General features: G+C 73.5%; 20 protein-coding genes. 10 read left to right on the forward strand and 10 right to left on the reverse strand.

Going from position 1 to position 23872, the window contains the following annotated elements; genetic code table 11:
- Positions 1 to 8 precede the first annotated feature (8 nt).
- A complete protein-coding gene (locus tag AB0F01_RS22550; RefSeq protein ID WP_362098554.1) occupies positions 9 to 767 on the forward strand; it encodes a MerR family transcriptional regulator in 759 nt (252 codons plus the stop codon).
- A gap of 331 nt (positions 768 to 1098) precedes the next feature.
- Positions 1099 to 2106 (forward strand): VTT domain-containing protein, encoded by a 1008-nt coding sequence (locus AB0F01_RS22555; protein ID WP_362098557.1) that lies wholly within the window; start codon positions 1099 to 1101, stop codon positions 2104 to 2106.
- 33 nt (positions 2107 to 2139) lie between these two features.
- Here the strand turns inward: AB0F01_RS22555 and AB0F01_RS22560 are convergent, their stop codons facing one another.
- Together AB0F01_RS22560 and AB0F01_RS22565 are read right to left on the reverse strand one after the other, a co-directional pair.
- On the reverse strand, positions 2140 to 3849 hold the full coding sequence (locus tag AB0F01_RS22560) for a threonine/serine exporter family protein (RefSeq protein WP_362098559.1): 1710 nt from the start codon (positions 3847 to 3849) through the stop codon (positions 2140 to 2142).
- Positions 3850 to 3972: 123 nt separating this feature from the next.
- Entirely contained in the window at positions 3973 to 4464 is a 492-nt protein-coding gene (locus AB0F01_RS22565) for an inorganic diphosphatase (RefSeq protein WP_145871991.1), read from the reverse strand.
- A gap of 79 nt (positions 4465 to 4543) precedes the next feature.
- Between AB0F01_RS22565 and dacB the strand changes: the two genes are divergently transcribed.
- From dacB to folE, 6 genes are all read left to right on the forward strand, one after another.
- The gene (gene dacB, locus AB0F01_RS22570) at positions 4544 to 6169 is read left to right on the forward strand and encodes a D-alanyl-D-alanine carboxypeptidase/D-alanyl-D-alanine-endopeptidase (RefSeq protein ID WP_362098562.1); all 1626 of its coding nucleotides are present in this window, start codon (positions 4544 to 4546) and stop codon (positions 6167 to 6169) included.
- A 111-nt stretch (positions 6170 to 6280) separates the two neighbouring features.
- Complete coding sequence (locus AB0F01_RS22575; RefSeq protein ID WP_362098565.1) at positions 6281 to 7414, forward strand: zinc-dependent metalloprotease; 1134 nt, start codon at positions 6281 to 6283, stop codon at positions 7412 to 7414.
- A 183-nt stretch (positions 7415 to 7597) separates the two neighbouring features.
- The gene (gene tilS, locus AB0F01_RS22580) at positions 7598 to 8743 is read left to right on the forward strand and encodes a tRNA lysidine(34) synthetase TilS (RefSeq protein ID WP_362098568.1); all 1146 of its coding nucleotides are present in this window, start codon (positions 7598 to 7600) and stop codon (positions 8741 to 8743) included.
- 60 nt (positions 8744 to 8803) lie between these two features.
- The gene (gene hpt / locus AB0F01_RS22585; protein ID WP_362098571.1) at positions 8804 to 9364 is read left to right on the forward strand and encodes a hypoxanthine phosphoribosyltransferase; all 561 of its coding nucleotides are present in this window, start codon (positions 8804 to 8806) and stop codon (positions 9362 to 9364) included.
- Positions 9365 to 9553: 189 nt separating this feature from the next.
- The gene (ftsH, locus tag AB0F01_RS22590; protein ID WP_362098573.1) at positions 9554 to 11593 is read left to right on the forward strand and encodes an ATP-dependent zinc metalloprotease FtsH; all 2040 of its coding nucleotides are present in this window, start codon (positions 9554 to 9556) and stop codon (positions 11591 to 11593) included.
- A gap of 140 nt (positions 11594 to 11733) precedes the next feature.
- Positions 11734 to 12339 carry a GTP cyclohydrolase I FolE gene (gene folE / locus AB0F01_RS22595; protein ID WP_362098576.1) on the forward strand — a complete coding sequence of 202 codons (606 nt, stop codon included), beginning with the start codon at positions 11734 to 11736 and terminating at the stop codon, positions 12337 to 12339.
- 351 nt (positions 12340 to 12690) lie between these two features.
- Here the strand turns inward: folE and AB0F01_RS22600 are convergent, their stop codons facing one another.
- The 6 genes from AB0F01_RS22600 to AB0F01_RS22625 all read right to left on the reverse strand — a co-directional run bounded on the left by AB0F01_RS22600 (position 12691) and on the right by AB0F01_RS22625 (position 18313).
- Complete coding sequence (locus AB0F01_RS22600; RefSeq protein ID WP_362098579.1) at positions 12691 to 13185, reverse strand: DUF3180 domain-containing protein; 495 nt, start codon at positions 13183 to 13185, stop codon at positions 12691 to 12693.
- 58 nt (positions 13186 to 13243) lie between these two features.
- The gene (folK, locus tag AB0F01_RS22605; protein WP_362098582.1) at positions 13244 to 13855 is read right to left on the reverse strand and encodes a 2-amino-4-hydroxy-6-hydroxymethyldihydropteridine diphosphokinase; all 612 of its coding nucleotides are present in this window, start codon (positions 13853 to 13855) and stop codon (positions 13244 to 13246) included.
- Positions 13852 to 14211 carry a dihydroneopterin aldolase gene (folB, locus tag AB0F01_RS22610; RefSeq protein WP_362098584.1) on the reverse strand — a complete coding sequence of 120 codons (360 nt, stop codon included), beginning with the start codon at positions 14209 to 14211 and terminating at the stop codon, positions 13852 to 13854. The genes folK and folB overlap by 4 nt, the downstream gene beginning before the upstream one ends.
- Before the next feature lie 474 nt (positions 14212 to 14685).
- A complete protein-coding gene (locus tag AB0F01_RS22615; protein WP_362098587.1) occupies positions 14686 to 15198 on the reverse strand; it encodes a nuclear transport factor 2 family protein in 513 nt (170 codons plus the stop codon).
- Positions 15195 to 16103 (reverse strand): dihydropteroate synthase, encoded by a 909-nt coding sequence (folP, locus tag AB0F01_RS22620; protein WP_362098590.1) that lies wholly within the window; start codon positions 16101 to 16103, stop codon positions 15195 to 15197. The genes AB0F01_RS22615 and folP overlap by 4 nt, the downstream gene beginning before the upstream one ends.
- A gap of 218 nt (positions 16104 to 16321) precedes the next feature.
- On the reverse strand, positions 16322 to 18313 hold the full coding sequence (locus tag AB0F01_RS22625; protein ID WP_362098593.1) for a phosphatidylglycerol lysyltransferase domain-containing protein: 1992 nt from the start codon (positions 18311 to 18313) through the stop codon (positions 16322 to 16324).
- A gap of 237 nt (positions 18314 to 18550) precedes the next feature.
- On the opposite strand from AB0F01_RS22625, the gene AB0F01_RS22630 reads away from it, so the two are divergent.
- Both AB0F01_RS22630 and AB0F01_RS22635 read left to right on the forward strand, forming a co-directional pair.
- Positions 18551 to 19678: an alpha/beta hydrolase-fold protein gene (locus AB0F01_RS22630; RefSeq protein ID WP_362098596.1), complete on the forward strand. Its 1128-nt coding sequence runs from the start codon at positions 18551 to 18553 to the stop codon at positions 19676 to 19678.
- A 395-nt stretch (positions 19679 to 20073) separates the two neighbouring features.
- Positions 20074 to 21606 carry a hypothetical protein gene (locus tag AB0F01_RS22635; RefSeq protein WP_362098668.1) on the forward strand — a complete coding sequence of 511 codons (1533 nt, stop codon included), beginning with the start codon at positions 20074 to 20076 and terminating at the stop codon, positions 21604 to 21606.
- A gap of 250 nt (positions 21607 to 21856) precedes the next feature.
- Here the strand turns inward: AB0F01_RS22635 and AB0F01_RS22640 are convergent, their stop codons facing one another.
- Together AB0F01_RS22640 and AB0F01_RS22645 are read right to left on the reverse strand one after the other, a co-directional pair.
- Complete coding sequence (locus AB0F01_RS22640; RefSeq protein ID WP_362098599.1) at positions 21857 to 23209, reverse strand: PH domain-containing protein; 1353 nt, start codon at positions 23207 to 23209, stop codon at positions 21857 to 21859.
- Positions 23206 to 23706: a PH domain-containing protein gene (locus tag AB0F01_RS22645; protein ID WP_362098670.1), complete on the reverse strand. Its 501-nt coding sequence runs from the start codon at positions 23704 to 23706 to the stop codon at positions 23206 to 23208. The genes AB0F01_RS22640 and AB0F01_RS22645 overlap by 4 nt, the downstream gene beginning before the upstream one ends.
- Positions 23707 to 23872 lie beyond the last annotated feature (166 nt).

The following is a 23872-nucleotide window of genomic DNA, read 5'->3' on the forward strand; positions in this document are numbered from 1 at the left end:
GAGCGGAAGTGAGCTACTCCGTGGGACAGGTCGCCGGATTCGCCGGAGTCACGGTGCGCACGCTGCACCACTACGACGAGATCGGCCTGCTCGCCCCGAGCGAGCGCAGCCACGCGGGCCACCGGCGCTACAGCGACGCCGACCTCGACCGGCTGCAGCAGATCCTGTTCTACCGGGAGCTGGGCTTCCCGCTCGACGAGGTCGCCACCCTGCTCGACGACCCGGACGCGGACCCGCGCGCGCACCTGCGCCGTCAGCACGACCTGCTGACCGCCCGGATCGAGAGGCTGCAGAAGATGGCGGCGGCCGTGGAGCACGCCATGGAGGCACGCAGCATGGGCATCAACCTGACGCCGGAGGAGAAGTTCGAGGTCTTCGGGGAGCACGACCCGGAGCAGTACGAGGAGGAGGTGCGCGAGCGCTGGGGCACCACCGACGCCTACCGCCAGTCCAAGGAGCGGGCCGCGTCCTACACCAAGGAGGACTGGCAGCGCATCCAGCGCGAGGGCGACGAGCTCACCCGGCGCTTCGTCGCTCTGATGGAGGCCGGTGAACCGGCGGACTCCGAGGCCGCGATGGACGTGGCCGAGGACCACCGCCGGTGGATGTCGCGCAACCACTACGACTGCGACCACGAGATGCACGCCTGCATCGGCGAGATGTACGTCTCGGACGAGCGGTTCACGCGCTCCATCGACCAGGCGCGGCCCGGCCTCGCCGCCTACGAGCGGGACGCCATCCTCGCCAACGCCGTCCGGCACTCCTGACCGCGGGGCGCGGGCGCACGGGACGCCCTGGCGCGGACACACGGGGTGCGGGGGCCGGGGCCGGGGCGGCGGGTCCGGCCGAGGGGGCCGGCGGTCGGATTCCGGGGCCCGGCGAACGGCTTCCCGGCATCTCTCCCGGGGGGCCCGGGTCCGGGCGCCGGAACCCGCCCCGGGCACGGCCGGGCAGGCGTGCGGAAGTCCCGCACGCCCCGGGGTCGGACGGGCGGGAGGGCTCCTGGAACCCGGGGCAGGGCGCCCGCGTTGAGACAACGTTGGTACTTTGGGCGCGCCGCCCGGCCCCCTCATCCCATAAGCCAGGAGCCCCAGCCCCGTGACGACCCTTGCGCTCGGCCCCGAGTGGCTGAGCCCGGACTACCTGATCAGCACGTTCAGCCTGCCCGGCATCCTGCTGATCGTCTTCGCCGAGTCCGGTCTCTTCGCCTTCCTGCCCGGTGACTCCCTGCTGTTCACGGCGGGCCTCTTCGTAGCCGAGGGCACCTACATCAGTCAGCCGCTGTGGCTCGTCTGCGTCCTGATCGTGCTGGCCGCGGTCATCGGTGACCAGGTCGGCTACATGATCGGCAAGACCTTCGGCCCGAAGCTGTTCAACCGCCCCAACTCCAAGCTCTTCAAACAGGAGAACCTGGAGAAGGCACACGACTTCATGGAGAAGTACGGCCCCAAGGCGATCGTGCTGGCCCGCTTCGTGCCGATCGTGCGGACCTTCGCCCCGATCGTGGCCGGCGCCGGCCGCATGCGGTACCGCACCTTCCTGACGTACAACATCGTCGGCGGCATCGCCTGGGGATGCGGCGTCACCGTGGCGGGCTACTGGCTGGGCCAGATCGGCCTGATCAAGGAGAACCTGGAGACGATCCTCCTCCTGATCGTCTTCCTCTCCGTGCTCCCGATCATCATCGAGTACCTGCGCGAGCGGGCCAAGAAGAAGCGCGGCGAGGCCGAGGACGTCCCGGCCGCCCCGCAGCAGCCCCACGCTCCGCTCATGGACGACGCGACCACCCAGCTGCGCCGCATCGCCCCCGACGACCGCGGCCCCGCCCCGATGGCCCCGCAGGCCCCGCGTCCCCAGCAGGCCGCCCCCCAGCCGTACGGCGGCCCGGCCCAGGGGAGCCCGGCCCACGGCGACCCGTACCCGTACGGCGGTGGCCCCTACGGGAACCAGCCGCCCCACGGCAACGGCGGCGGACCCGGCCGGCAGCCGCAGCAGCCGCAGCAGCCCTACGGCAACGGGCCGTACCCGCCGCAGGGCCACCCGGGCCAGGCGCCCTGGCCGGGCGACGGACAGCGCCCGCAGCAGCCGTACAACCAGGGCTACTGAGGCCGTGACGGGACGCGGGCACGGGGTTCCGGGTCAGAAACCCCGCGTCCGCTTCGCCGCACGGCGCTTCTCGGCCGAGCCGATCTTCAGGGTGATCCGGGAGATCTCGGCACCGAGGTTCACCCCGATGGCGATGGCCATGGCGAGCGCCACCGCCTTGGTCAGGTACGCCAGCCCGGTGTCGACCTCGTTCTGCGCGATGTTCAGCAGACCGAAGTAGGTCGCGGAACCGGGCAGCAGGGGGCCGATCGCCGCCGTGGTGTAGGGCAGCGCGGAGGCGAACCGGTACCGGGACAGCAACTGCCCGAACAGCCCCACCACCCCCGCCGCCACGGCCGTGGACGCCACCGGGGAGATGTCGCCCGCGTAGTGCATCGCGCCGTACACCACCCAGGCCACCCCGCCGTTGAGGGTCACCATCAGCACCGTCGCCCGCTCCTGCTGGAGCAGCACGGCGAAGGCCAGCGACAGCATCATCGACGCGGCGATCTGGATCAGCGGCCGTTCCTCCTGGCCCAGGGCCGCGTCCGGATTCAGCTCGGCGCCCAGCTGGACGCCGAAGTACAGCACCACCAGCACCCCGGCGACGATGCCGACGAAGAAGTACAGGACCTCCAGGAGCCGGGCGGAGGCCGTGATGTAGAAGCCGGTCAGGCCGTCCTGCACGCCGGCCACCAGCGCCCGTCCGGGCAGCAGCGCGAACAGCCCACCGGTGATCACCGCGGACGCCTTGAGGTTCGCGTGGGCGAGCGTGAGCGCGACCCCGATCGCGGCCGGGGGCATCGCGGCCACGGTGAACTGGTAGAACTCCGGCAGCCCGCGCCCCGCGCACAGCCAGGCCAGCCGGTCGCCGAGCATCGCGCCGATGGCGGCGGCCACGAACACCGGAAGCCCACCGCCGACGAGCACCGACGCGGAGCCCGCGAGCAGCCCGCTCGCCCCGGTCAGGGCCCAGCCGGGGTAGGGGTGCCGGTTGCGTCGGATCTCCGCCAGCCGCCGGTAGGCCTCCTCCAGCGACACGTGCGTCTCGTCGTCGCTGAGGTCGTCCACCAGCTGGTAGACGGCGGCCAGCCGGGTGTAGTCGGTGCCCCGGCGGCGCACCGTGCGGGAGGCGGTCACCGGGTCGTCCACCAGGGACGGCTGGTGGGAGATCGACAACAGCGTGAAGGTGACGTTCGGCTCGCAGCGGTCCAGGCCGTAGGAGCGGCACACGGCGAACATCGCCGCCTCCACGTCCTCGGCGCCCTCACCGCCGGCGAGCAGCAGTTCCCCGATCCGCAGGGTCAGGTCGAGCACGCGCGGCACGGCCGGGCCGGTCTCGTCGTCGTGCCGCTGCGCGGTCTCGGGGGCCGGACGCTCGGTCACCGGCATGCGCAGCATGGTGCGCATCCGGTCCTGCCAGGGGACGTCCGTGGTGAGGCGGACGGACGGGATCCCGGCGGGCGGGGTGAAGGCCGGCGGCGCCTGCCGGGCCTGGTAGGTGCTCGGCGGGTTGAACGCCGACCCCTCGGTGTCCGGCGGCGGCTGCGGCGTCACGTCCAGACCGGACGGCAGGGCGAACTCGGAGGTGGTCTCCGACTCGGTCCCGGTCCGGCCGGCCTTCGGGACCGCCAGCCCCTCGGGGAGGGCGAACTCGGAGGTCGTCGACGACTCCGGTTCGGCCGGCACCCCCCGCCCGGCGGGAGGGACGAATCCACTCCTCGCCTCGTCCGACTGCGGTTTGCGGTCCTCCGCGTCCCTCACCTGTGCAGCGCTCCCTGTACGACACCGTCCCTCAGCCTGCCCCGTAGATCCTCAGTATGCGCACCGAGAAGCACGACGGGCCGCACGCGTGCGCGTGCGGCCCGTCGGAGGGGTGGGGCGGACTCAGTGGCCGCCCTGCTCCTCGAAGCGCTTGTAGGACCGCTCGATCTCGGCCTCGGCGTCGACGCGGCCCACCCAGTTGGCCCCCTCGACCGACTTGCCGGGCTCCAGGTCCTTGTAGACCTCGAAGAAGTGCTGGATCTCCAGGCGGTCGAATTCGGAGACGTGGTGGATGTCGCGCAGGTGCTCCACCCGCGGGTCCGTCGACGGCACGCACAGCAGCTTGTCGTCGCCGCCCGCCTCGTCCGTCATCCGGAACATGCCGATCGCGCGGCAGCGGATCAGGCAGCCCGGGAACGTCGGCTCGTCCAGGATGACCAGCGCGTCCAGCGGGTCGCCGTCCTCGCCGAGGGTGTTCTCGACGAAACCGTAGTCGGTCGGGTAGGCGGTCGAGGTGAAGAGTCGACGGTCCAGGCGGATCCGACCCGTCTCGTGGTCCACCTCGTACTTGTTCCGCGAACCCTTCGGGATCTCGATCGTGACGTCGAACTCCACCGGTGGCTCCTCCATGATCAACACATAGTTCTGGTGGTTAAGTGTCCCTCACGCAGGTGTGTGATCGCGAAAGGGGCTGGTGGTCGTGCCAGAGCTGAGGCCTTGGCGGGCCGCGAGACCGCACGTCGTGCGGATCGCGGACGCCGTACGACCGCGGGCGGCACGGGCGACGGCCGCCGTACGACCGCGTCTCACGCGTGCCGTCGCCGCCGCCACATCACGCCTGGCGCGCTCGGACCGGCCGGAATCACCGCAGGTCACACGGGTCAACCGGCCGAAGACCTGGCAGTTCACCGCGACCGCCGCCACCGCCGGTCTGGCGCTGGCCGCCGGGGTGGTGACCGCCGCCGGTCCCTGGGACTCCACCGGTCAGCGTACGGCGGAGCGGGACCGGGCCGTGGCCCTGGAAGCCGCGCGTGGCACAGATCACGGTGCCCCGCGCGGCAACGCAGGCACCCCGCCCCGCGGGCCCGACGCGCCGCCCGGTGCCGCCTCCGTGCTCGCCGGTCTCGGCGGCACCGCCACCACCGGACGCCCGGCGCCCACCGGGAAGGCGCTGACCGCCCTCCTCGACCCGATCCTCCGGTCCCCCGTCCTCGGGCGGCAGTCGGCCTCCGTCGTCGACGCCGCCACCGGCAAGCGCCTGTACGGCACCGCCGCCGGCGACGCCCTGACACCCGCCTCCACGACCAAGATCGCCACCGCGGTCGCCGCGCTCTCCGCGCTCGGCGCCGACCACCGCCTCACCACCCGCGCCGCCTACGAACCCGACACGAAAGAGGTCGTCCTGGTCGGCGGCGGCGACCCCACCCTCACCGCGCGCAAGGACGCCAAGGGGTCGGCGAGCCTGCGCGACCTCGCCGCCCGCACCGCCGCCGCCCTCGCCAAGCGCGGCGTGCGCGAGGTGACCCTCTCCTACGACACCACCCTGTACCGCGGATCCGGGCGGCACCCGATCGGCGTCAACGGCAACCTCGCCGAGGTGACCCCGCTGATGGCCGACGAGGCCCGCACCGACGACTCCACCAGCGGCCCGGTGCGCCGCGTCCCGGACCCGGCCCCGGACGCCGCGCGGACGTTCGGCGGCTTTCTCGCGGACCACGGCGTCAAGGCCTCACCGCCCGGCCCCTCGAAGGCGACGACCCGGGCCACCACCCTCGCCACCGTCTCCTCGCCCCCGCTGTCCGTCCTGGTCGAGCGCATGCTGACGCGGAGCGACAACGACATCGCCGAGGCCCTCGCCCGCCACACCGCGATCGCCGCCGGCCGCCCCGCCGACTTCGCGGGCGCCGGCGCGGCCATCACCGCGCAGCTGAAGGAACTGGGCCTGCCGGTGAAGGGCGCCGCCATCAAGGACGGCAGCGGACTCGACCGCCGCAACCGGCTCACCGCCGACCTGCTGACCGCCCTGCTGGTGAAGGCGGGCGACCCCGCCCACCCCGACCTGCGCCCCGCCCTCACCGGGCTGCCCGTGGCCGGTTTCACCGGCACCCTCTCCAGCCGCTACGCCGACGGTGCGGCCGGCGTCGTCCGCGCCAAGACGGGCACCCTGACCGGCGTGAACGCGCTGGCGGGCACCGTCGTGGACCGCGACGGGCGGCTGCTGGCCTTCGCCTTCCTGGCCGACGGCACCACCGGCCAGGCCGCGGCCGAGGAGGCCCTCGACAAGGCGGCCACGGTGCTGGCGTCCTGCGGCTGCCGGTGACCGCCACGCGCCCTTAGCCCGACCTTCGCCCGCCCTTCGTCCGCCCGGCGGCGGCCGTCCCGCCGACCCGCCGCCCTGCCGTCCGTGACGCCCCTCACGTACCGTTGACGCATGACGAGCATCGGTGGTGCTGCCTCTTCCGGGATGGTCGACTGGAATCTCGCGGTCGCGACGGCGACCAGGCTCATGCGGCCCGGTCCCGACGTGAGCCGCGACGAGGCCCGGGCCGTCGTCGCCGAGCTGCGCCGGCACGCGAAGTCCTCCGAGGAACACGTCCGGGGCTTCACCCGGCTCGGCACGGAGGAGACCCACGACACCCCCGTCCTCGTCGTCGACCGGCCCGGCTGGGTCCGGGCCAACGTGGCGGGCTTCCGCGAACTGCTCAAGCCCCTCCTGGACAAGATGGAGGAGCGGCGCGGCTCCAGCCCGGGCAACGCGGTGCTCGGTGCCGTCGGCGGCAAGGTCACCGGGGTCGAGCTGGGCGTGCTGCTGTCGTTCCTCGCCTCCCGCGTCCTCGGCCAGTACGAGACCTTCGCCCCCGCCTCCCGCGACCTCCCGGCGGGTGAGAACGGCGGCGGCAGGCTGCTGCTCGTCGCGCCCAACGTCGTCCACGTGGAGCGCGAACTCGACGTGGATCCGCACGACTTCCGCCTCTGGGTGTGCCTGCACGAGGAGACCCACCGCACCCAGTTCACCGCCGTGCCCTGGCTGCGCGACCACCTGGAGGGCGAGATCCAGTCGTTCCTGGGGGAGACCGACGTCGACCCCATGACCGTGCTGGAGCGCCTGCGCGACGCGGCCCAGACCCTCGTCGGCGGCCGGCCCGAGGGCGAGGAGGACGACGGCGGGCGCTCCCTGGTCGAGATCGTGCAGACGCCGGCCCAGCGCGAGATCCTCGGGCGCCTCACCGCGGTGATGTCCCTGCTGGAGGGGCACGCCGACTTCGTGATGGACGGCGTCGGACCCGACGTCGTGCCGAGCGTCGCGGAGATCCGGGAGAAGTTCCAGCAGCGCCGTGCCAAGGGTGCCTCGCGCCTGGACCTGGCGCTGCGCAAGCTGCTCGGCCTGGACGCCAAGCTGCGTCAGTACCGCGACGGCGAGCGGTTCGTGCGCGCCGTCGTCGAGGAGGTGGGCATGGACGGCTTCAACCACGTGTGGACCTCGCCCAACACCCTGCCGACCAAAGCGGAGATCGCCGCCCCGGCGGACTGGATCGCCCGGGTGCACCGCAAGCCGGAAGCCTGAGTTCCGTTCGACCGGGGGCGACGGTGACGGCAGGGGGACGCCGGTCCAATCACCCGTCCGAGGGACCGTCTGTCATGCGTAGGCGTGCAATGCTCGGGGAACGCCCCGGTTCTGTCACCATCTACACACTCTGAGTGACCGATCTCGGGGGTCACCCCCGAACCTTCCTGAAGGGAACCGGACATGGGTCCCCATCCTGCGGTCGCGGCGATACGCCTGGCGGTCCGCCGCGTCCTGAACGACGTCCTCGCCGAGCACGGCCGCGCGTCCGGCCGACCCGCGCACGCGCCCGCGCACGCCCCCTCCTCGGCCTCCTCGTCTTCCTCGGCCTCCTCGTCTTCCTCGCTTCCCTCCCCTTCCTCTTCCTCCTCGGCACCCCCGCCGTCCCCGTCCCCCTCGGCGTCCCCGTCATCGGACGCCCCCCTCGTCCTGGTGGCCTGCTCCGGCGGCGCCGACTCCATGGCGCTCGCCTCCGCCCTCGTCTTCGAAGCCCCCCGCCTCGGCGTCCGCGCCGGCGGCATCACCGTCGACCACGGCCTGCAGGACGGGTCCGACCGGCGCGCCGCCGAGGTCGTCCTCCGGATGCGCGAACTCGGCCTCGACCCCGCCGAGTCGGTCGCCGTGCGCGTCGGCCGCGACGGCGGGCCCGAAGCCGCCGCCCGCGACGCGCGCTACGCCGCCCTCGACGCCGCCGCCGAACGGCACGGCGCCGCCGCCGTCCTGCTCGGCCACACCCGCGACGACCAGGCCGAGACCGTCCTGCTGGGCCTCGCCCGGGGCTCCGGCATCCGCTCCCTGTCCGGTATGGCCGCGGTCTCGGGGGCCGACGGCCGCTACCGCCGCCCCTTCCTCCAGCTCGACCGGCAGACCGCCCGCCGGGCCTGCATGGTCCAGTCCCTGCCCGTCTGGGACGACCCGCACAACGCCGACCCCGCCTACACCCGCTCCCGGCTGCGCCACGAGGGCCTGCCCGCGCTGGAGAAGGCACTCGGCAAGGGCGTCGTCGAGGCCCTCGCCCGGACGGCCCAGCTCTCCCGCGACGACGCCGACGCCCTCGACGCCTGGGCCTCCCGCGCCGAGGACGGCGTGCGGGACCCCGAAGGCCGCCTGGAATGCGCCGGACTGCACGCCCTGCCGCCCGCCGTGCGCCGCCGCGTGCTGCGCCGGGCCGCGATCGAGGCGGGCGCGCCGGCCGGATCGCTCTTCGCGCGGCACATCGAGGAGGTCGACCGGCTCATCACCGGCTGGCGCGGCCAGGGAGCCATCAACCTGCCCGGCCGGGTCGTCGCCACCCGGCAGGGTGGCAGACTGGTGATTCGGCAAGGCTGAATCCCTCCCCCCGGCAGCGCCGCCGACGGTGAGGAGCAGCCGCTGGGACGACCGAAAGTGATGCGGGTGGACGCGAAAGACATGGGTGCCGACCTCGAGAAGGTGCTCCTCAGCAAGGAAGAGATCGACGCCAAGCTGACGGAACTGGCGGCGAAGATCGACGCGGAGTACGCGGGGAAGGACCTGTTGATCGTCGGCGTCCTCAAGGGCGCGGTCATGGTCATGGCCGACCTCGCCCGGGCGCTGTCCACCCCCGTCACCATGGACTGGATGGCCGTGTCCTCGTACGGGGCGGGCACCCAGTCCTCCGGCGTGGTGCGGATCCTGAAGGACCTGGACACCGACATCAAGGGCAAGCACGTCCTGATCGTCGAGGACATCATCGACTCCGGGCTGACGCTGTCCTGGCTGATCTCCAACCTCGGTTCGCGCGAGCCCGCCTCCCTCAAGGTGTGCACGCTGCTGCGCAAGCCCGAGGCCGCCAAGGTCGCCATCGACGTCGAATGGGTGGGATTCGACATCCCCAACGAATTCGTCGTCGGATACGGCCTCGACTACGCCGAGAAGTACCGCAACCTCCCGTTCGTCGGTACGCTCGCGCCCCACGTCTACGGCGGCTGAACCGCGCGGAGCGGGTTGCCGTACAGAAGATCGGGAACCCCGGCGGTGTCCGCGCCGTTGGAGCATGCGTAGACGCGTTTGTCAGCCGTCCCGCGCAGCTTCGGGGGACAATGCTGGGGTACCGTCCGAAGAACAGTCTTTATCAAACTCACTATGGCAGGAGGGACGGGGCGGCACCGCTCCGTATGGATGGACGTGAAGCGATACTTCCGTGGGCCGGTCATGTGGATCGTGCTGGCCGTCCTTGCCGTGGTCGTGTTGATGCAGGTCGTCGGTTCGTCCGGCGGCTACAAGACGGTGGACACGGGCCAGGTCGTCCAGGCGATCAACGAGAACAAGGTCGAACAGGTCAAGCTGACGACGGGCGACGAGCAGACCATCAAGGCCGAGCTCAAGGACGGCGTCGAGATCAAGGGCAGCTCGAAGATCCAGGCGAGCTACATCGGTGACCAGGGCGTCACCATCGCCAACACGCTGCAGGACAAGTTCCAGAACAAGCAGATCCCGAAGGGCTACACGGTCTCGCCGTCGAAGCAGAACCCCTTCGTCAGCATTCTGCTGTCGCTGCTGCCCTTCGTCCTCATCGTGGTCGTCTTCCTGTTCCTGATGAATCAGATGCAGGGCGGCGGCTCCCGCGTCATGAACTTCGGCAAGTCCAAGGCGAAGCTCATCACCAAGGACACCCCGAAGACGACGTTCTCCGACGTCGCGGGCTCCGAGGAGGCCGTCGAGGAGCTCCACGAGATCAAGGAGTTCCTGCAGGAACCGGCGAAGTTCCAGGCCGTCGGCGCCAAGATCCCCAAGGGCGTCCTGCTCTACGGCCCGCCCGGTACGGGCAAGACCCTGCTCGCGCGGGCCGTCGCGGGCGAGGCGGGCGTCCCCTTCTACTCGATCTCGGGTTCCGACTTCGTCGAGATGTTCGTCGGTGTCGGTGCCTCCCGGGTCCGTGACCTCTTCGAGCAGGCCAAGGCCAACGCGCCGGCGATCGTCTTCGTCGACGAGATCGACGCGGTCGGCCGCCACCGCGGCGCCGGCCTCGGCGGCGGGCACGACGAGCGCGAGCAGACCCTGAACCAGCTCCTCGTCGAGATGGACGGCTTCGACGTCAAGGGCGGCGTGATCCTCATCGCCGCGACGAACCGCCCGGACATCCTCGACCCGGCGCTGCTGCGCCCCGGCCGTTTCGACCGGCAGATCGCGGTCGACCGCCCGGACATGCAGGGCCGTCTGGAGATCCTCAAGGTCCACCAAAAGGGCAAGCCGGTCGCCCCGGACGTCGACCTGTCGGCCGTGGCCCGCCGCACCCCCGGCATGACCGGCGCCGACCTGGCGAACGTGCTCAACGAGGCGGCGCTGCTGACCGCCCGCAGCGATCAGAAGCTGATCGACAACCACATGCTGGACGAGGCGATCGACCGGGTGGTCGCGGGCCCGCAGAAGCGGACCCGGATCATGTCGGACAAGGAGAAGAAGATCACCGCGTACCACGAGGGCGGACACGCCCTGGTCGCGGCGGCCTCACCCAACTCCGACCCGGTGCACAAGATCACCATCCTCTCCAGAGGCCGGGCGCTGGGCTACACGATGGTGCTGCCGGACGAGGACAAGTACTCCACCACGCGCAACGAGATGCTGGACCAGCTGGCGTACATGCTGGGCGGCCGCGCGGCCGAGGAGCTCGTCTTCCACGACCCGACCACGGGTGCCGCCAACGACATCGAGAAGGCCACCGGTCTGGCCCGCGCGATGGTCACGCAGTACGGCATGACCGAGCGCCTGGGTGCGATCAAGTTCGGCGGCGACAACACCGAGCCCTTCCTCGGGCGTGAGATGAATCACCAGCGCGACTACTCGGAAGAGGTCGCCGCGCTGGTCGACGAAGAGGTCAAGAAGCTCATCGAGGCCGCGCACAACGAGGCCTGGGAGATCCTGGTCGAGAACCGCGACGTCCTCGACAACCTGGTGCTGGCCCTGCTGGAGCGGGAGACGCTGGGCAAGGAGGAGATCGCCGAGATCTTCGCCCCCATCGTCAAGCGCCCGCCCCGGCCCGCCTGGACCGGTTCCTCCCGCCGTACGCCGTCCACCCGTCCGCCGGTCCTCTCCCCCAAGGAGCTGGCCCTGACGAACGGCGCGAACGGCGTGACGCCGGCCATCTCGACCGCCAAGAGCACCGTGGCGGAGCCCGCCCCGGCGCAGGAGCGGACCCCCGAGGAACGCCCCGAGAGCTGACCCGCTCCCCGGCGGCTCCCCGCCGGGCCCGGAATGGATGCCGCGCCCCCCAGGTTCTAGCCTGGGGGGCGCGGTGTTGTGCGTACCCGCAGTTGAGACGCGTGCCGGGCGCGCGTGCAAGCACAGGAACGAGGCACTCCATGACCGACCCCGTGACGCTGGGCACCGAGGCCCCGATCGGCGAGTTCGACGAGAAGCGAGCCGAGAACGCGATCCGCGAGCTGTTGATCGCGGTCGGCGAGGACCCCGACCGGGAGGGGCTGCGAGAGACCCCGGCACGGGTGGCGCGGTCCTACAAGGAGATATTCGCGGGGCTGCGGCAGAAGCCCGAGGACGTGCTGACGACCACCTTCGACCTCGGTCACGACGAGATGGTGCTGGTCAAGGACATCGAGGTGCTCAGCAGCTGCGAACACCACCTGGTGCCGTTCGTCGGTGTCGCCCACGTCGGTTACATCCCGTCGGTCGACGGCAAGATCACGGGCCTGTCGAAGCTGGCCCGTCTCGTGGACGTCTACGCACGGCGCCCGCAGGTGCAGGAACGACTCACCACCCAGGTCGCCGACTCCCTGATGGAGATCCTGGAGCCGCGTGGAGTGATCGTCGTCGTCGAGTGCGAGCACATGTGCATGTCGATGCGGGGCGTGCGGAAGCCGGGGGCGAAGACCATCACCTCGGCCGTGCGGGGGCAGCTGCGTGATCCCGCCACCCGTAACGAGGCGATGAGCCTGATCATGGCGCGCTGACGCAGGCCCCGTGGAGCCGGACGGCGCACGCGCTGCCGGCCGCGACGGCAGGCTCCGCGCCGCCCGGACCGCTACGGGGTGCCGGCGCAGCACCACCGGCCGGGTCGGCGCGTATCGCGTGGGGCGGGGGCCCGCGCGTACCGCGTGGGGCGGGCCGGGCCGGGCTGAGGCTTCCTGTCCCGTTGCGTCACGCCGTTCCGTGCTGTCGTCCCGTTGCGTGACGCGGTCCCGTCGCGTTCCGTGACGCCGTTCCGCTCTGCGGCGGTGTCCCGTCCCGTTCCGTGACGCCGGAGCGGGACGCACGGCCCGGCGGCGCGGGGCGCCCGTTGGCCGGGGCCCCTGCGGCGCGGGTCAGGCGGCCGGGGCGGCTCCCGGGCCGCCGCCGTTGTCCTCGTCGTCCTCCGGCAGCTTGCAGACGCGCTCCAGGAAGAGGGCGGCCGCTATCACGCCGATGCCCGCCAGGACCGAGGCCCCGGCGTAGATGGCCTGGTCCCGGCGGGCCGGGACGTCGAGGTACTCCAGCAGGAAGACGCCCGTCCCCCCGTACATCCCCGCGACGAGCGCGGCGACCAGGGCGCTGGCCTGGCCGAACACGACGGCCCGGGCCGCCATCATCGGGTCGACGCCCTTGGCCTCGGGACGGCGCTCGCGCTGGGCGATCAGGCGGGACCGGAGCGAGAGCGCCGTGGCCGCGAGGACCACGGCGATCAGGGCCAGGACGATGGGGGCGGCCACCGGCACGCTCGGCAGGGTCCCGAAGGAGTTCCACAGGCGGGCGCCCGCCCAGGACAGGATGCCGGCGACGACGAACACGCCGGCCAGCACCCTGATGCGCAGCTCTCTCACGGTGTCCCTTCGATGTGCCCGGTGGTGGCCCCGGAACGGGTCCTGTCGACCTTAACGGCTACTCGGGCAGCCGGAGTTCCAGGTCCGGGCGCGGTGTCACGCCCTCGCGGGTGACCGCGTCGAGCAGGGCCGTCACCGGGCCGCGCCCGGGAAGCTCCGCGTGGGGGTCGACGTCGTGCCAGGGGGCGAGGACGAAGGCGCGCTCGTGGGCCCGCGGGTGGGGCAGGGTGAGCACCGGGTCGTCGGAGAGCCGGTCCGCGTAGGCGACGATGTCGACGTCCAGGGTGCGCGGGCCCCAGCGCTCGTCGCGGACCCGGTGGAAGGCCTCCTCGACGGCGTGCGCCCGCTCCAGCAGCGAGGACGGCGGCAGCGTGGTCCGCAGGACGACGACCGCGTTGAAGTAGGCGGGCTGGCTGCCCGGCTCGACGCCCCACGGCTGCGTCTCGTACACCGGGGAGACGGCCTTGACCCGGATGCCGGGGGTGTCCTCCAGCGCGTCGACGGCGCCCTGGAGGGTCTCCAGGCGGTTGCCCAGGTTGGCGCCGAGGGACACGACGGCCTGCTTCGGGTTCTGCAGGGTGGTGTCGGCGGCGTCGACCCGTTCGACCACGGAGGCCGGGACGGGCTGGACGGTCGGGTCGGTGTGGCCCGTGCTGGACGGCCTGGTCATGCGCGGCTCCGGTTGATGGTGACGGTCACGTCGTCGAAGGGCACGGTGATCGGCGCTTCCGGCTTGTGGACGCAGACCTCGACCTCCCGTACCACCTCGTGCTTCAGGCAGACCTGGGCGATCCGCTCGGCGAGGGTCTCGACGAGGTCGACGGGCTCGCCCCGGACGACGGCCACGACCTCCTCCGCCACGACGCCGTAGTGCACGGTCTTCGTCAGGTCGTCGTCGGCCGCGGCCGGCCGGGTGTCCAGCCCGAGGACGAGGTCCACGACGAAGGTCTGGCCCTGCTCGCGTTCCTCGGGGAACACACCGTGGTGCCCACGGGCCCTCAGGCCGCGCAGCGCGACACGATCCACGCGAATCACTCCTGCAGTCGTCGGTCCGGCCGGTGGTGTCGCGTGCGGACGGCACGCCGGCCTCGGTCGAATCTACCCGCGGACCCGGGCCGGCCCCGGCGGCCGGGGGCGCTCCCCGCCGGGTGCGCGGAAGGTTCACCCACCGTCTGCCCAGCGGAGGGCCCGGCCTCACGGGTCGCGGGCCGTCGTCGTCGCACCGTCGTGATTCCCGCCACGTGCCCGGCCGTGGTCGTGTTCTGTCATGCCCACGCCCAGGCCCACGCCCACGCCCATGCTCATGCCCATGCCCATGCCCGTGCCCCGCACCGGTGCCCGCCCTGCCCGTGCCCGGCCGTGCCCTGCCCGTGCCCGGCCGTGCCCTGCCCGTGCCCGGCCGTGCTCGCCGGGCGTCCGGTCGGCGTGGCGCGCCCGGGCGTCGGACGGTGGCCGGTTCAGGCGGGGCGGCGGCGGCCCGTACGCGGGGCGGGGGCTCGCTCACGCGGGGGTGTCGTCGCCCTCGCCCTCGTCGTCGTCCTCGGCCTCGGCGAGCACCGGGGAGGCGTGGTGCGCCCAGATCTTCCACCCGGCCGGGGTGCGCCGGAAGACGTTCGAGGCGACGACGAGCTGGCCGACGAGCGGGCCCAGTTCCTCCCCCGCGGCGGGCGCGGGGCCGCCGCTGAGGATGTTCTCGGTGCAGGTCACCACGGCGGTGTCGCCGGTGACGGAGACGTGCACGTCGGTGAGGAAGAACTGGATGTAGTCGGTGTTCGCCATGATCAGGGCGTAGGAGCGCAGGACCTCGGCGCGTCCGGTGAGCACCGGCCAGCCGGGGTGCACGCAGGAGACGACGCCGCTGTCGGCGGGATCGTGGTAGCTCTCGTCGACGCCGAGGTCGGCCGGGGTGAGCCAGAGCGAGGCCACCGCTTCGAAGTCGCCCCGCTCGACCGCCTCGTAGTAGGCGGTGTTGGCGGCCTCCACCTGCTCGACGTCGGTGTGGGGTGCGCTCACCGGGTGCCTTCTGCGCCGTGCGCGCCGGACGGGGCGGCGTCGGGGGTGTGTGCCCGGGCGACGGCGTGGGCGACGCGCACGGCGTCGGCGGTGGCGCGCACCTCGTGGACGCGGACCGCCCAGGCGCCGGCCTGCGCGGCGAGGGCGGAGACGGCGGCGGTGGCCGCGTCGCGCTCCCGGGCGGGCGGTGGCGCGCCGTCGGGTCCGGCGAGGACGTGGCCGAGGAACCGCTTGCGGGACGCGGCGACGAGCAGCGGGTGCCCGAGGGCGAGGACGCGGTCCAGGTGGGCCAGCAGGGCCAGGTCGTGGTCGGCGCCCTTGGAGAAGCCGAGGCCCGGGTCGACGATCACGCGGTCGGCGGCGATCCCGCCCTCCAGGACGGCCGCGACGCGCGCCCGCAGTTCGTCGACGACCTCGGTGACCACGTCGTCGTAGGTGCCGCGCACGTTGGCGCCCTCCAGCAGGCCGCGCCAGTGCATCACCACGAAGGGCGCGCCGGAGTCGGCGACCACGGGGATCATGGCCGGGTCGGCGAGCCCGCCGCTGACGTCGTTGACGAGGGCGGCCCCGGCGGCGAGCGACCGCTCGGCGACGGAGGCGCGCATGGTGTCGACGGAGATCGTGACGCCCTCCGAGGCGAGACCGCGGACCACGGGGATGACCCGCCGCAGTTCCTCGGCCTCGTCGACCCGGGTGGCACCGGGGCGGGTGGACTCGCCGCCGACGTCGATGAGGTCGGCACCCTGGGCGACCAGGTCGAGGCCGTGCTTGACGGCGGTACTCGTGTCGAACCAGCGGCCGCCGTCGGAGAAGGAGTCGGGCGTCACGTTGACGACTCCCATGACCGCACAGCGGTCCCAGTGTGGAAGTCCCGCGACGTGAGGGCGTCCGCTGCGATTGCTCATATGGTCAGCGTAGGCCCAGGGCGGGGGCCCGGGAGAGCGCGGGGAGGGTGTGGCCCGGGCGGAAACCGTGCGGCGGGACGGCTTCCGCCCGGGCCCGGACCGGGCGCGCGGCGGGGGAGCGGTGCGCGCCCGGGCGGGGTGCGGTGCGCCCGGGCGGGAGCGGTGGCCGGCCGGAAGGGGCGCCGCCCCGGGGCGGGGGTGGCGGGACCGTCGGCCGGTCAGGCGGCGCGGACGGCGGTGTCCGCGGTGGCCGGGGTGTGCTCGGGCGTCCGGTGGACGCAGGGGAGCGGGGCGGGTCTGCGGCGGCGCAGGGCGCGCGGCAGGGGCAGGGAGAGGTTGACGAAACCTTCCGCCTGGAGGGCGGCGACGCCGATGCGGGGCAGGTCGCCCGGGGCCCGGTACACCACGAACCGGGGCTCCCAGCGGGGCCGGAACTTGGCGTTGAACTTGTACAGGGACTCGATCTGGAACCACCGGGAGAGGAAGACCAGCAGCCCCCGCCAGGCGCGCAGCACCGGGCCGGCGCCGATCCGCTCGCCCCGGGCCAGGGCTGCCCGGAACATCGCGAAGTTGAGGGAGACGCGCGTGATGCCGAGGGCAGGTGCGGCCTGGAGGGCGGCCACGATCAGCATCTCGTTCATGCCGGGGTCGGCCGAGCGGTCCCGGCGCATCAGGTCGAGGGAGACGCCGTCGGCACCCCAGGGCACGAAGTGCAGGACCGCCTTGAGGTCGCCGTGCCCGCCCGGTGAGCCGGGGCCGCCGGCGTCGTCGTCCGCCTTGTGCGCGGTGGCGATCAGGCAGTCGCCGTCCGCCGGGTCGCCGACCCGGCCGAGGGCCATGGAGAAGCCGCGCTCGGTGTCCGTGCCGCGCCAGGCGTCGGCGGCGCGGCGGATGCGGTCCAGTTCGGCCTCCCCGAGGTCACCCACGCGCCGGACCCGGGTCTCGTAACCGGCGCGCTCGATGCGCTTGACCATCTGGCGCACGTTGCGCATCGCGCGCCCGGCCAGGGAGAAATCCTTGACGTCCACCACCGCCTCGTCGCCGAGTTCGAGGGCGTCGAGGCCGGTCTCCCGGGTCCAGACGTGACCGCCGGTCTCCGAGCAGCCCATGACGGCGGGCGTCCAGGAGTGGGCCCTGGCCTCGTCCATGAAGCGCTCGATGGCGCCGGGCCAGGCCTCCACGTCACCGATCGGGTCGCCGCTGGCGAGCATCACCCCGCACACCACGCGATAGGTGACCGCCGCCTTGCCGCTCGGGGAGAAGACCACGGCCTTGTCGCGGCGCAGCGCGAAGTGGCCGAGGGAGTCGCGCCCGCCGTGCCGGGCGAGCAGGGCACGCAGTCGTACCTCGTCGTCCTCGGTGAGGCGAGCGGCCGGATGCTCGGGGCGGAAAGCGAGGTAGAGCGTGGTGACGGCGGTGAGCAGGCCGAGGGCGCCGAGGGAGAAGGCGACCGTCCAGGAGGTCTCGCCCCGGTAGTCGAGCGGGCCCTCGAAGCCGAACAGGCCGTACACGACGTGGGTGAGGCGGTCGGCGAGGCTCGGGTCGCCGACCAGCAGGCGGGGGTGGGCGTTGACGACGACCAGGCCCAGCAGCAGCGAACCGGTGCCCATCAGCACGAAGTTGGCGAGCGCCCGCCATCTGCTGCGCGGGTCGGGCAGCGCGGCGAACTGGGCGCGGTGGCGCAACAGTACCGCGAGCAGCGCGAGGGAGAGCACGACGCCCAGGACGGAGTGGCGGTAGGCGAACTGCGCGACCGCGCCGGCCGGCAGCAGGGCGACGGCGGCGCGCCAGGCGCGGCGCTTGCCCCGCTTGAGTCCGTGGGCGAGCAGCAGCAACAGCACGCCCGCGCTGAGGGCGAGCGCGGCGGCGAACGGGCCGAGGGCGCCCGGGAGTACTTCCGCGAGGGCGTGCATGCGGCTGTGCCGGAAGCGGGGGAAGACGCCCGCCGCGACGTCCAGGAGGCCGACCAGGGCGCACCCGCGGCCGACCAGGAGGGGAACGGCCTCGGGGCGCGGCCCCCGCAGCAGGCGGCGCGCGGTGCCCGCCGTCCGCCGTACGGCGCCCACGAGGCGCGTGCGGCGCGGCGACCGGGCCGGGCCGGCGGGGCTCGCCCCGGGGTCCTGGACCGTGCGGTCGGTCCCGGGTTCCTGGACCGTGCGGCGGTCCGTGGCGTCCCCGCGGCCCGTGGGTCGCGGAACCTCGCCCGACATTTCCTCATCTGTCCTGACAGACATCGCATCCCGTGGTTCTGCGAGAGACTCTGGATCCGGTCCCGATTCGGGCATCCGGCGACATTGCGCCCTCTAGGACGGTGTCTCGGGCGGGGAGGTTCACTCCGCCCGCCCGAACCGTTCCCCCGGCCGACGACCGGCCGGCGCCGCCCTCCTGACGCACTGTGGAGGCGGGGTGCCGGCGGTCCCGGCCACGAGTGCAGGCAGGTGTCCCCGATGGGTCTGACGAGCGACAAGGTGCTGTGGGCGGCGGTGTCGGCCGCCGTGCTGCTGTTCGTCGGCACCGTGCTGCTGTGGCCGCGGCTGGCCCGGCGCGGCCTGTGGGCGGTGTGCGGACGGGTGGGCCTGCTGCTCGCCGTCCAACTGGCCCTGTTCGCCGCGGCCGGCCTCGCGGCGAACCGGTCCTTCGGCTTCTACGCGAGCTGGGACGACCTGTTCGGCCGGGAGAAGGACCAGGGCGTCGTCGTCGACCACGCGGCGGGCGGGGGAGCGGGCGGCGCCCGGCTGGAGGTCGTCGGCAGTGAGCGCCTGGCCGGTGCGCCCGGGGCCCGTGCGGCCGGCGGAACCGTCGAGGAGGTGCGGGTGGTGGGCCGGACCAGCCGCATCGCCTCGCCCGCGTACGTGTACCTGCCCCCGGAGTACCACCGGCCCGAGTACCGCACCCACCGCTTCCGCGCGGCGGTGGTGCTCACCGGCTATCCGGGCACCGCGCGGGCGCTGGTGGACAAGCTGCACTACCCGCGCACCGCACGGGACCTGGCCGCCCGGGGCCGGATGGAGCCGATGATCCTGGTCATGCTGCGGCCCACGGTGGCGCCGCCCCGGGACACCGAGTGCGTGGACGTCCCGGACGGGCCGCGGACCGAGACGTTCTTCGCCCGGGACCTGCCCGAGGCCGTCGGCGCGCACTACCGGGTGACCGGCGGCCGGGGCGCCTGGGGTGTGGTCGGCAACTCCACGGGCGGCTACTGCGCCCTCAAACTCGCCCTGCACCACCCGGAGGTGTTCGGTGCCGGGGCGGGACTGTCGGCGTACTACGAGGCGCCGGTCGACGCCACGACGGGGGATCTCTTCCACGGCGACGTGGAGCGCCAGAACCACGCGAACCTGTGGTGGTACCTCCGGCACGGGCCGGCCGCCGACACGTCGCTGCTCGTCTCCAGCAGTGAGTCGGGCGAGACCAACTACCGGGACACCCTCCGCTTCATCGAGCGGGTGAAGGACACCCGCCGGACACGCGTCTCCTCGATCATCCTGGAAAGCGGAGGACACAACTTCAACACCTGGCGGCGGGAGATTCCGCCGACCCTGGAGTGGATGAGCGGGCGCTTGGCCGCCCGCTGAGCGGGCGCGCGCTCCGTGCGCGGCCACGGCCCCTTGGCGAGGGCCTCGTAAATCGGGCCGGCGGTGCGCGGTAATAAGGGCGGACGAACACCGTGCCGGCCCGGAAACGGACGCCGTCCGTGGCCCGTCCGGCCCGCGGATGGGCGCGGGAAGGGCGCGGGAAGCGGGGCGGGAAGCGGGGCGGGAGGGAGGCCGCCGGGGTGGTCCGGCGGAACGATCTCCGGGCGAATTCCGGGAGTTGTGCCCATTCACGGCCGACGCGAGTTCTCCGACGCCCTGTGAAACCCTTGTTATCGCTTTGTTTTTACGGGGCGGGGGCCCATCATTCCCCTACGCGCGGTAAGTTTCTGGCCATGCCACGTGGACGTCACCGCCATTCACCGCCCTTGCACAGGATGCTGCCCCCGTCGGCGATCGCAGGCGTCTCGCTCGTCTGCGCCCTGGGGCCATGGGTGTTCACGCAACCGACCGCACTGCGCCTGCTGGCCGCGGTCGCGGCGGCGACGGCGATCGCCGGTTCGGTCGTCATGAGGCGCTGGGACGCCCAGGCGGGCAAGCGCGTCGCCGACCTGACGCGCGCGCGGGCGAGCGACGAGTGGCGTTACGAGGAACGGACCGCCGAACTGGAGTCCGACCTGGAGGAGTCGCGCGAGCTGCGCGTCAAGCTGGAGCAGCGGCTGCGGGCCAAGCGCGCGGAGCTGGCCGGCCTGCGCAACGAGCACGCGGCCCTGCTGCGCCGCTACGCGGCGGCGGAGGCGGACCGCGCGAGTGTCCTGGAGGACCGCCGGGTGCTGGAGATCGAGGCCGCGGTGCCCGCCCGGGCGCTGCCCGCCGGCGCGTCGGGGGCGGCCGGCACCGAGCGTGCGGAGCACAGCGGAACGGCCGGGGCGCCGGAGACGGCGGACGCCGGGGCCTCGGCGGGGACCGTGCCCGGCCCGCGGACCGGGGACGACGCCCGGGGGAGCGAGGAGGCCACCGAGACCCGGCTGTTCTCCCCGGAGGGTTCCCGGCTGTTCCTGCGCGCCGGGGCGGCGCTGGCCCGCTTCGAGAAGCAGCGAGCGGCAGCCGCCACGGACGCCGACACCGGCACGGACGCCGCCACCGGCACGGACGCAGAGAAGTCGGACGCAGAGAAGGCGGACGCAGAGACGGCAAAGGCGGGTACGACGGACGCCGAGAGGACGGACGCCGTCACGGACGGGGGGACGCCCGGCCCCTCCGGCGCCGGGCCGGACGACACCTCCGTCGGCGGAACGGCCGAGCAGCCCGGTGACACGCACCCCGGCGTGCACGCCGGGGACAAGCCCGGAGGAGCGGCCACGGCGGCTGAGGGAGCCACGGGCCCCGCGCAGGGCGGGCAGGGCGGAGTGACGCCCCGCACGCTCCGGACAGGGCTCAAGGGAAACGGTTTCCGCAAGCTGGGCGGCTCCCCCCGGGACGACGGCCCCGAAGGCGCCGCGCGGCGCAGGCCCGAGGACCCGCAGGAGGACGACGCCGAGGGGAAGCCCGTGGCGGCGGCCGAGCACGACCGGGCGACCGCCGCCCCCGCCCCGACGACCGGGCCCGCCGACTCCCCGGCCCCGTCCGGCTCCCCGTCCGCGCGGCAGCCCTCGGGGCACTTCACGGTGCCCACGGCGGTCGCGGTCGTCCCTCCGACGGTGCCGGTCCGGCGCCCGGTCTCCGGGGACGGGTTCGACTTCTTCGGCACCAAGAAGGGCTCGGAGGAATCCGCCCTGGAGGACGTGCAGAACGAGGACCTCGCCGACGTCGTCGGACCGGAGGCGCTCGCGCTGCACAAGGCGGAGGCGGAAGCCGGATTCAAAGCGGCAGGCGACGAGGCCCGCGCCGTCGGACAGGTCATCGACCTGACGGAGCACGACGAGACGGAGCACATCGACGTCGAGGGCCTGCGCAGCGCGGTGTCCTGAACGGCGGCTGACGCGACACGACTCGACGCGACGCCTCACGTCATGTCACGTCCCGTCACGCCACCTCGTACCGGACGTCGTACGCCGACCCCCGCGAGGCAGGACGGGAAGGGTCCCGCACACCGTGGTGTGCGGGACCCTTCGACCTGTTCGTGAGGCCTCGTGTCCGCGACGGCCTCAGGTCCGTGACCGCCCCGTGCCGTCGGCCCCCGTCGTCAGCGGGGCGGCGGCGGGGGACGGTCACGGGAGGTCACCGCTGCTGCGCGGCCCCGGCCATCCAGCGGTCCGGGCGGGCGTCGCGGCGGCCCGTGCGGGAGCGTTCGGCCTGCGCCCGCAGCAGCTCGGCCGCCTCGTCGGCGTCCCGCAGGCGCGCCGACACCGACCTGTTCGCCCCGTTGTCCACATGGACGTCGGCGACACCGTGCACGCGCTGCCACGGCCCCTGGACCAGCCGCACGCTCTGCACCTTCGCGTGCGGCACCAGGGCGGTGCTGCGCCGCAGCAGGCCGCGGCGGGCCACGAAGACCGTGTCGGTCACGGCGAGTCCGTGGCCGCGCCACCACACCGGCAGGCACCACCGGGCGCGGAGCGGCGGCCGGGACAGCGCCGACGGCGGCGGCACGCGCACGCCGGGCAGCACGCGGGCGACGACCGACTCGGCCATCTCGCGCGGCGCGACCGGCAGCAGCAGGGAGTTGGAGGAGCCGGCCACGTCGAGCTCCACGCGGACCCAGCCCCGCCGCCGCCACAGCAGGGGCTCCACGATCCGTACGGTCTGGACCCGCCCCGGCGGCACCGTCTCGTGGGCCCGGTCCAGCAGGCCGTGGTCGATGCGCAGCCCGTCGGGCGACTCGCCCAGCGTCCAGTCGTACTCGGTGACGAACCGGCCGATGCTGCTCGCGCCCGCCGCGCCGAACAGCGGCAGGGCGGCGGCGAGGACCGTCCACAGGCTGTGGGTGGCCATCCACAGCAGGGGCACCACGACCACCGCGGCGATCAGCCAGCCCCAGGTCGCGCCGGTCAGCAGCAGGGAGACGGCGAGCACCCCCGGCGGCACCCGCAGCAGCTGCCGGGACGGCGCCTCACCGACCTCGTGCGCGGTCTCCGGGGCGAAACCGGCCGCGCGGGCGAGCAGTTCGGCGCGCAGGGCACGGGCGTGGTCGGCGCCCAGGAAGGCGAGTTCGTCCTTCTTGTCGGTGCCGATGACGTCCAGTCTCAGTTTCGCCACGCCGACCACCCGGGCGAGCAGCGGCTGGGTGACGTCGATGGCCTGGACCCGTTCCAGCCGGATGTGCGCGGTGCGGCGGAACAGCAGCCCGGTGCGGATGCGCAACTCGCTGTCGGTCACCGCGAAGTGGGTGAACCACCAGCTCAGGAAGCCGTAGAGGGCGGCGGCCGGCAGGAGCACGGCGAGGCCGATGAGCAGGGTGCCGGTGGTCAGCCGGGTGAGCTGGCGCTGGGCCTGGTCGGGGTCGTGCACCGCCCACCCGATGAACACGGCGACGGGCGCCCAGGCCCGCCGGAGCGGCGTGACGGGGTGCAGCCGCCGCTCGATCACCGGGCGCTGTCCGGTCACGTCCCGCTGGACGTCGGGGGCCGTCACAGTCCCGCCGATCGTGCCTCGCCCAGCTCGGTGAGCCGGTCGCGCAGCCGCTCCGCCTCGGCCGGGTCGAGGCCGGGGATGGTCGCGTCGGTGGCCGCCGCGGCGGTGTGGAGCTGCACGCTGGCGAGGCCGAAGTGCCGTTCCAGCGGGCCCGAGGTGACCTCGACGAGTTGCATCCGGCCGTAGGGCACGACCGTCTCCTGCCGCCACAGGACACCCCGGCTGATCAGCAGGTCGTCGGAGCGCTCGGCGTACCGCCAGGAACGCCAGTTGCGCTCCAGCATCACCCACCCCCACACCAGCAGGGCCAGCGGCAGCACGGCGAAGGCGGCCCAGCCGGGACCGGCCAGCAGACCAGGGACCAGCCCGGTGGCCAGGGTCAGCAGCCCCAGCCACACCACCAGCAACAGCCGCCGCACCTTGAGCAGTCCGGGCGGCAGCGCGATCCACACGGCGTCGGCCCCCACCCCGGCCCCGGCCCCGGTTCCGGCCCCCACCCCGGCCGCGGTTCCTGCCTCGCCGCCGGCGCCGGTCGCGTGCGCCGTGCCGGCGTCCACTGCGGCCGAACCGGCATCGGGCGCACCGGCATCGGGCGCACCGGCGTCGGCCGTACCGGCATCAGCCGTGCCGGCCGCCGCGTGCGTCTCGGCGGCGCCCGCGCTC

It is taken from the genome of Streptomyces sp. NPDC029526, from assembly GCF_040637405.1.
GTDB lineage: Bacteria > Actinomycetota > Actinomycetes > Streptomycetales > Streptomycetaceae > Streptomyces.

Excerpts from the sequence above, each read along its gene's own strand:
- AB0F01_RS22575 (WP_362098565.1), top strand. The coding sequence starts at position 6,281 with ATGACGAGCATCGGTGGTGCTGCCTCTTCCGGGATGGTCGACTGGAAT.
- tilS (WP_362098568.1), top strand. The coding sequence starts at position 7,598 with ATGGGTCCCCATCCTGCGGTCGCGGCGATACGCCTGGCGGTCCGCCGC.
- hpt (WP_362098571.1), top strand. The coding sequence starts at position 8,804 with ATGCGGGTGGACGCGAAAGACATGGGTGCCGACCTCGAGAAGGTGCTC.
- ftsH (WP_362098573.1), top strand. The coding sequence starts at position 9,554 with ATGGACGTGAAGCGATACTTCCGTGGGCCGGTCATGTGGATCGTGCTG.
- folE (WP_362098576.1), top strand. The coding sequence starts at position 11,734 with ATGACCGACCCCGTGACGCTGGGCACCGAGGCCCCGATCGGCGAGTTC.
- folK (WP_362098582.1), bottom strand. The coding sequence starts at position 13,855 with ATGACCAGGCCGTCCAGCACGGGCCACACCGACCCGACCGTCCAGCCC.
- folP (WP_362098590.1), bottom strand. The coding sequence starts at position 16,103 with ATGAGCAATCGCAGCGGACGCCCTCACGTCGCGGGACTTCCACACTGG.
- AB0F01_RS22625 (WP_362098593.1), bottom strand. The coding sequence starts at position 18,313 with ATGTCGGGCGAGGTTCCGCGACCCACGGGCCGCGGGGACGCCACGGAC.
- AB0F01_RS22630 (WP_362098596.1), top strand. The coding sequence starts at position 18,551 with ATGGGTCTGACGAGCGACAAGGTGCTGTGGGCGGCGGTGTCGGCCGCC.
- AB0F01_RS22635 (WP_362098668.1), top strand. The coding sequence starts at position 20,074 with ATGCTGCCCCCGTCGGCGATCGCAGGCGTCTCGCTCGTCTGCGCCCTG.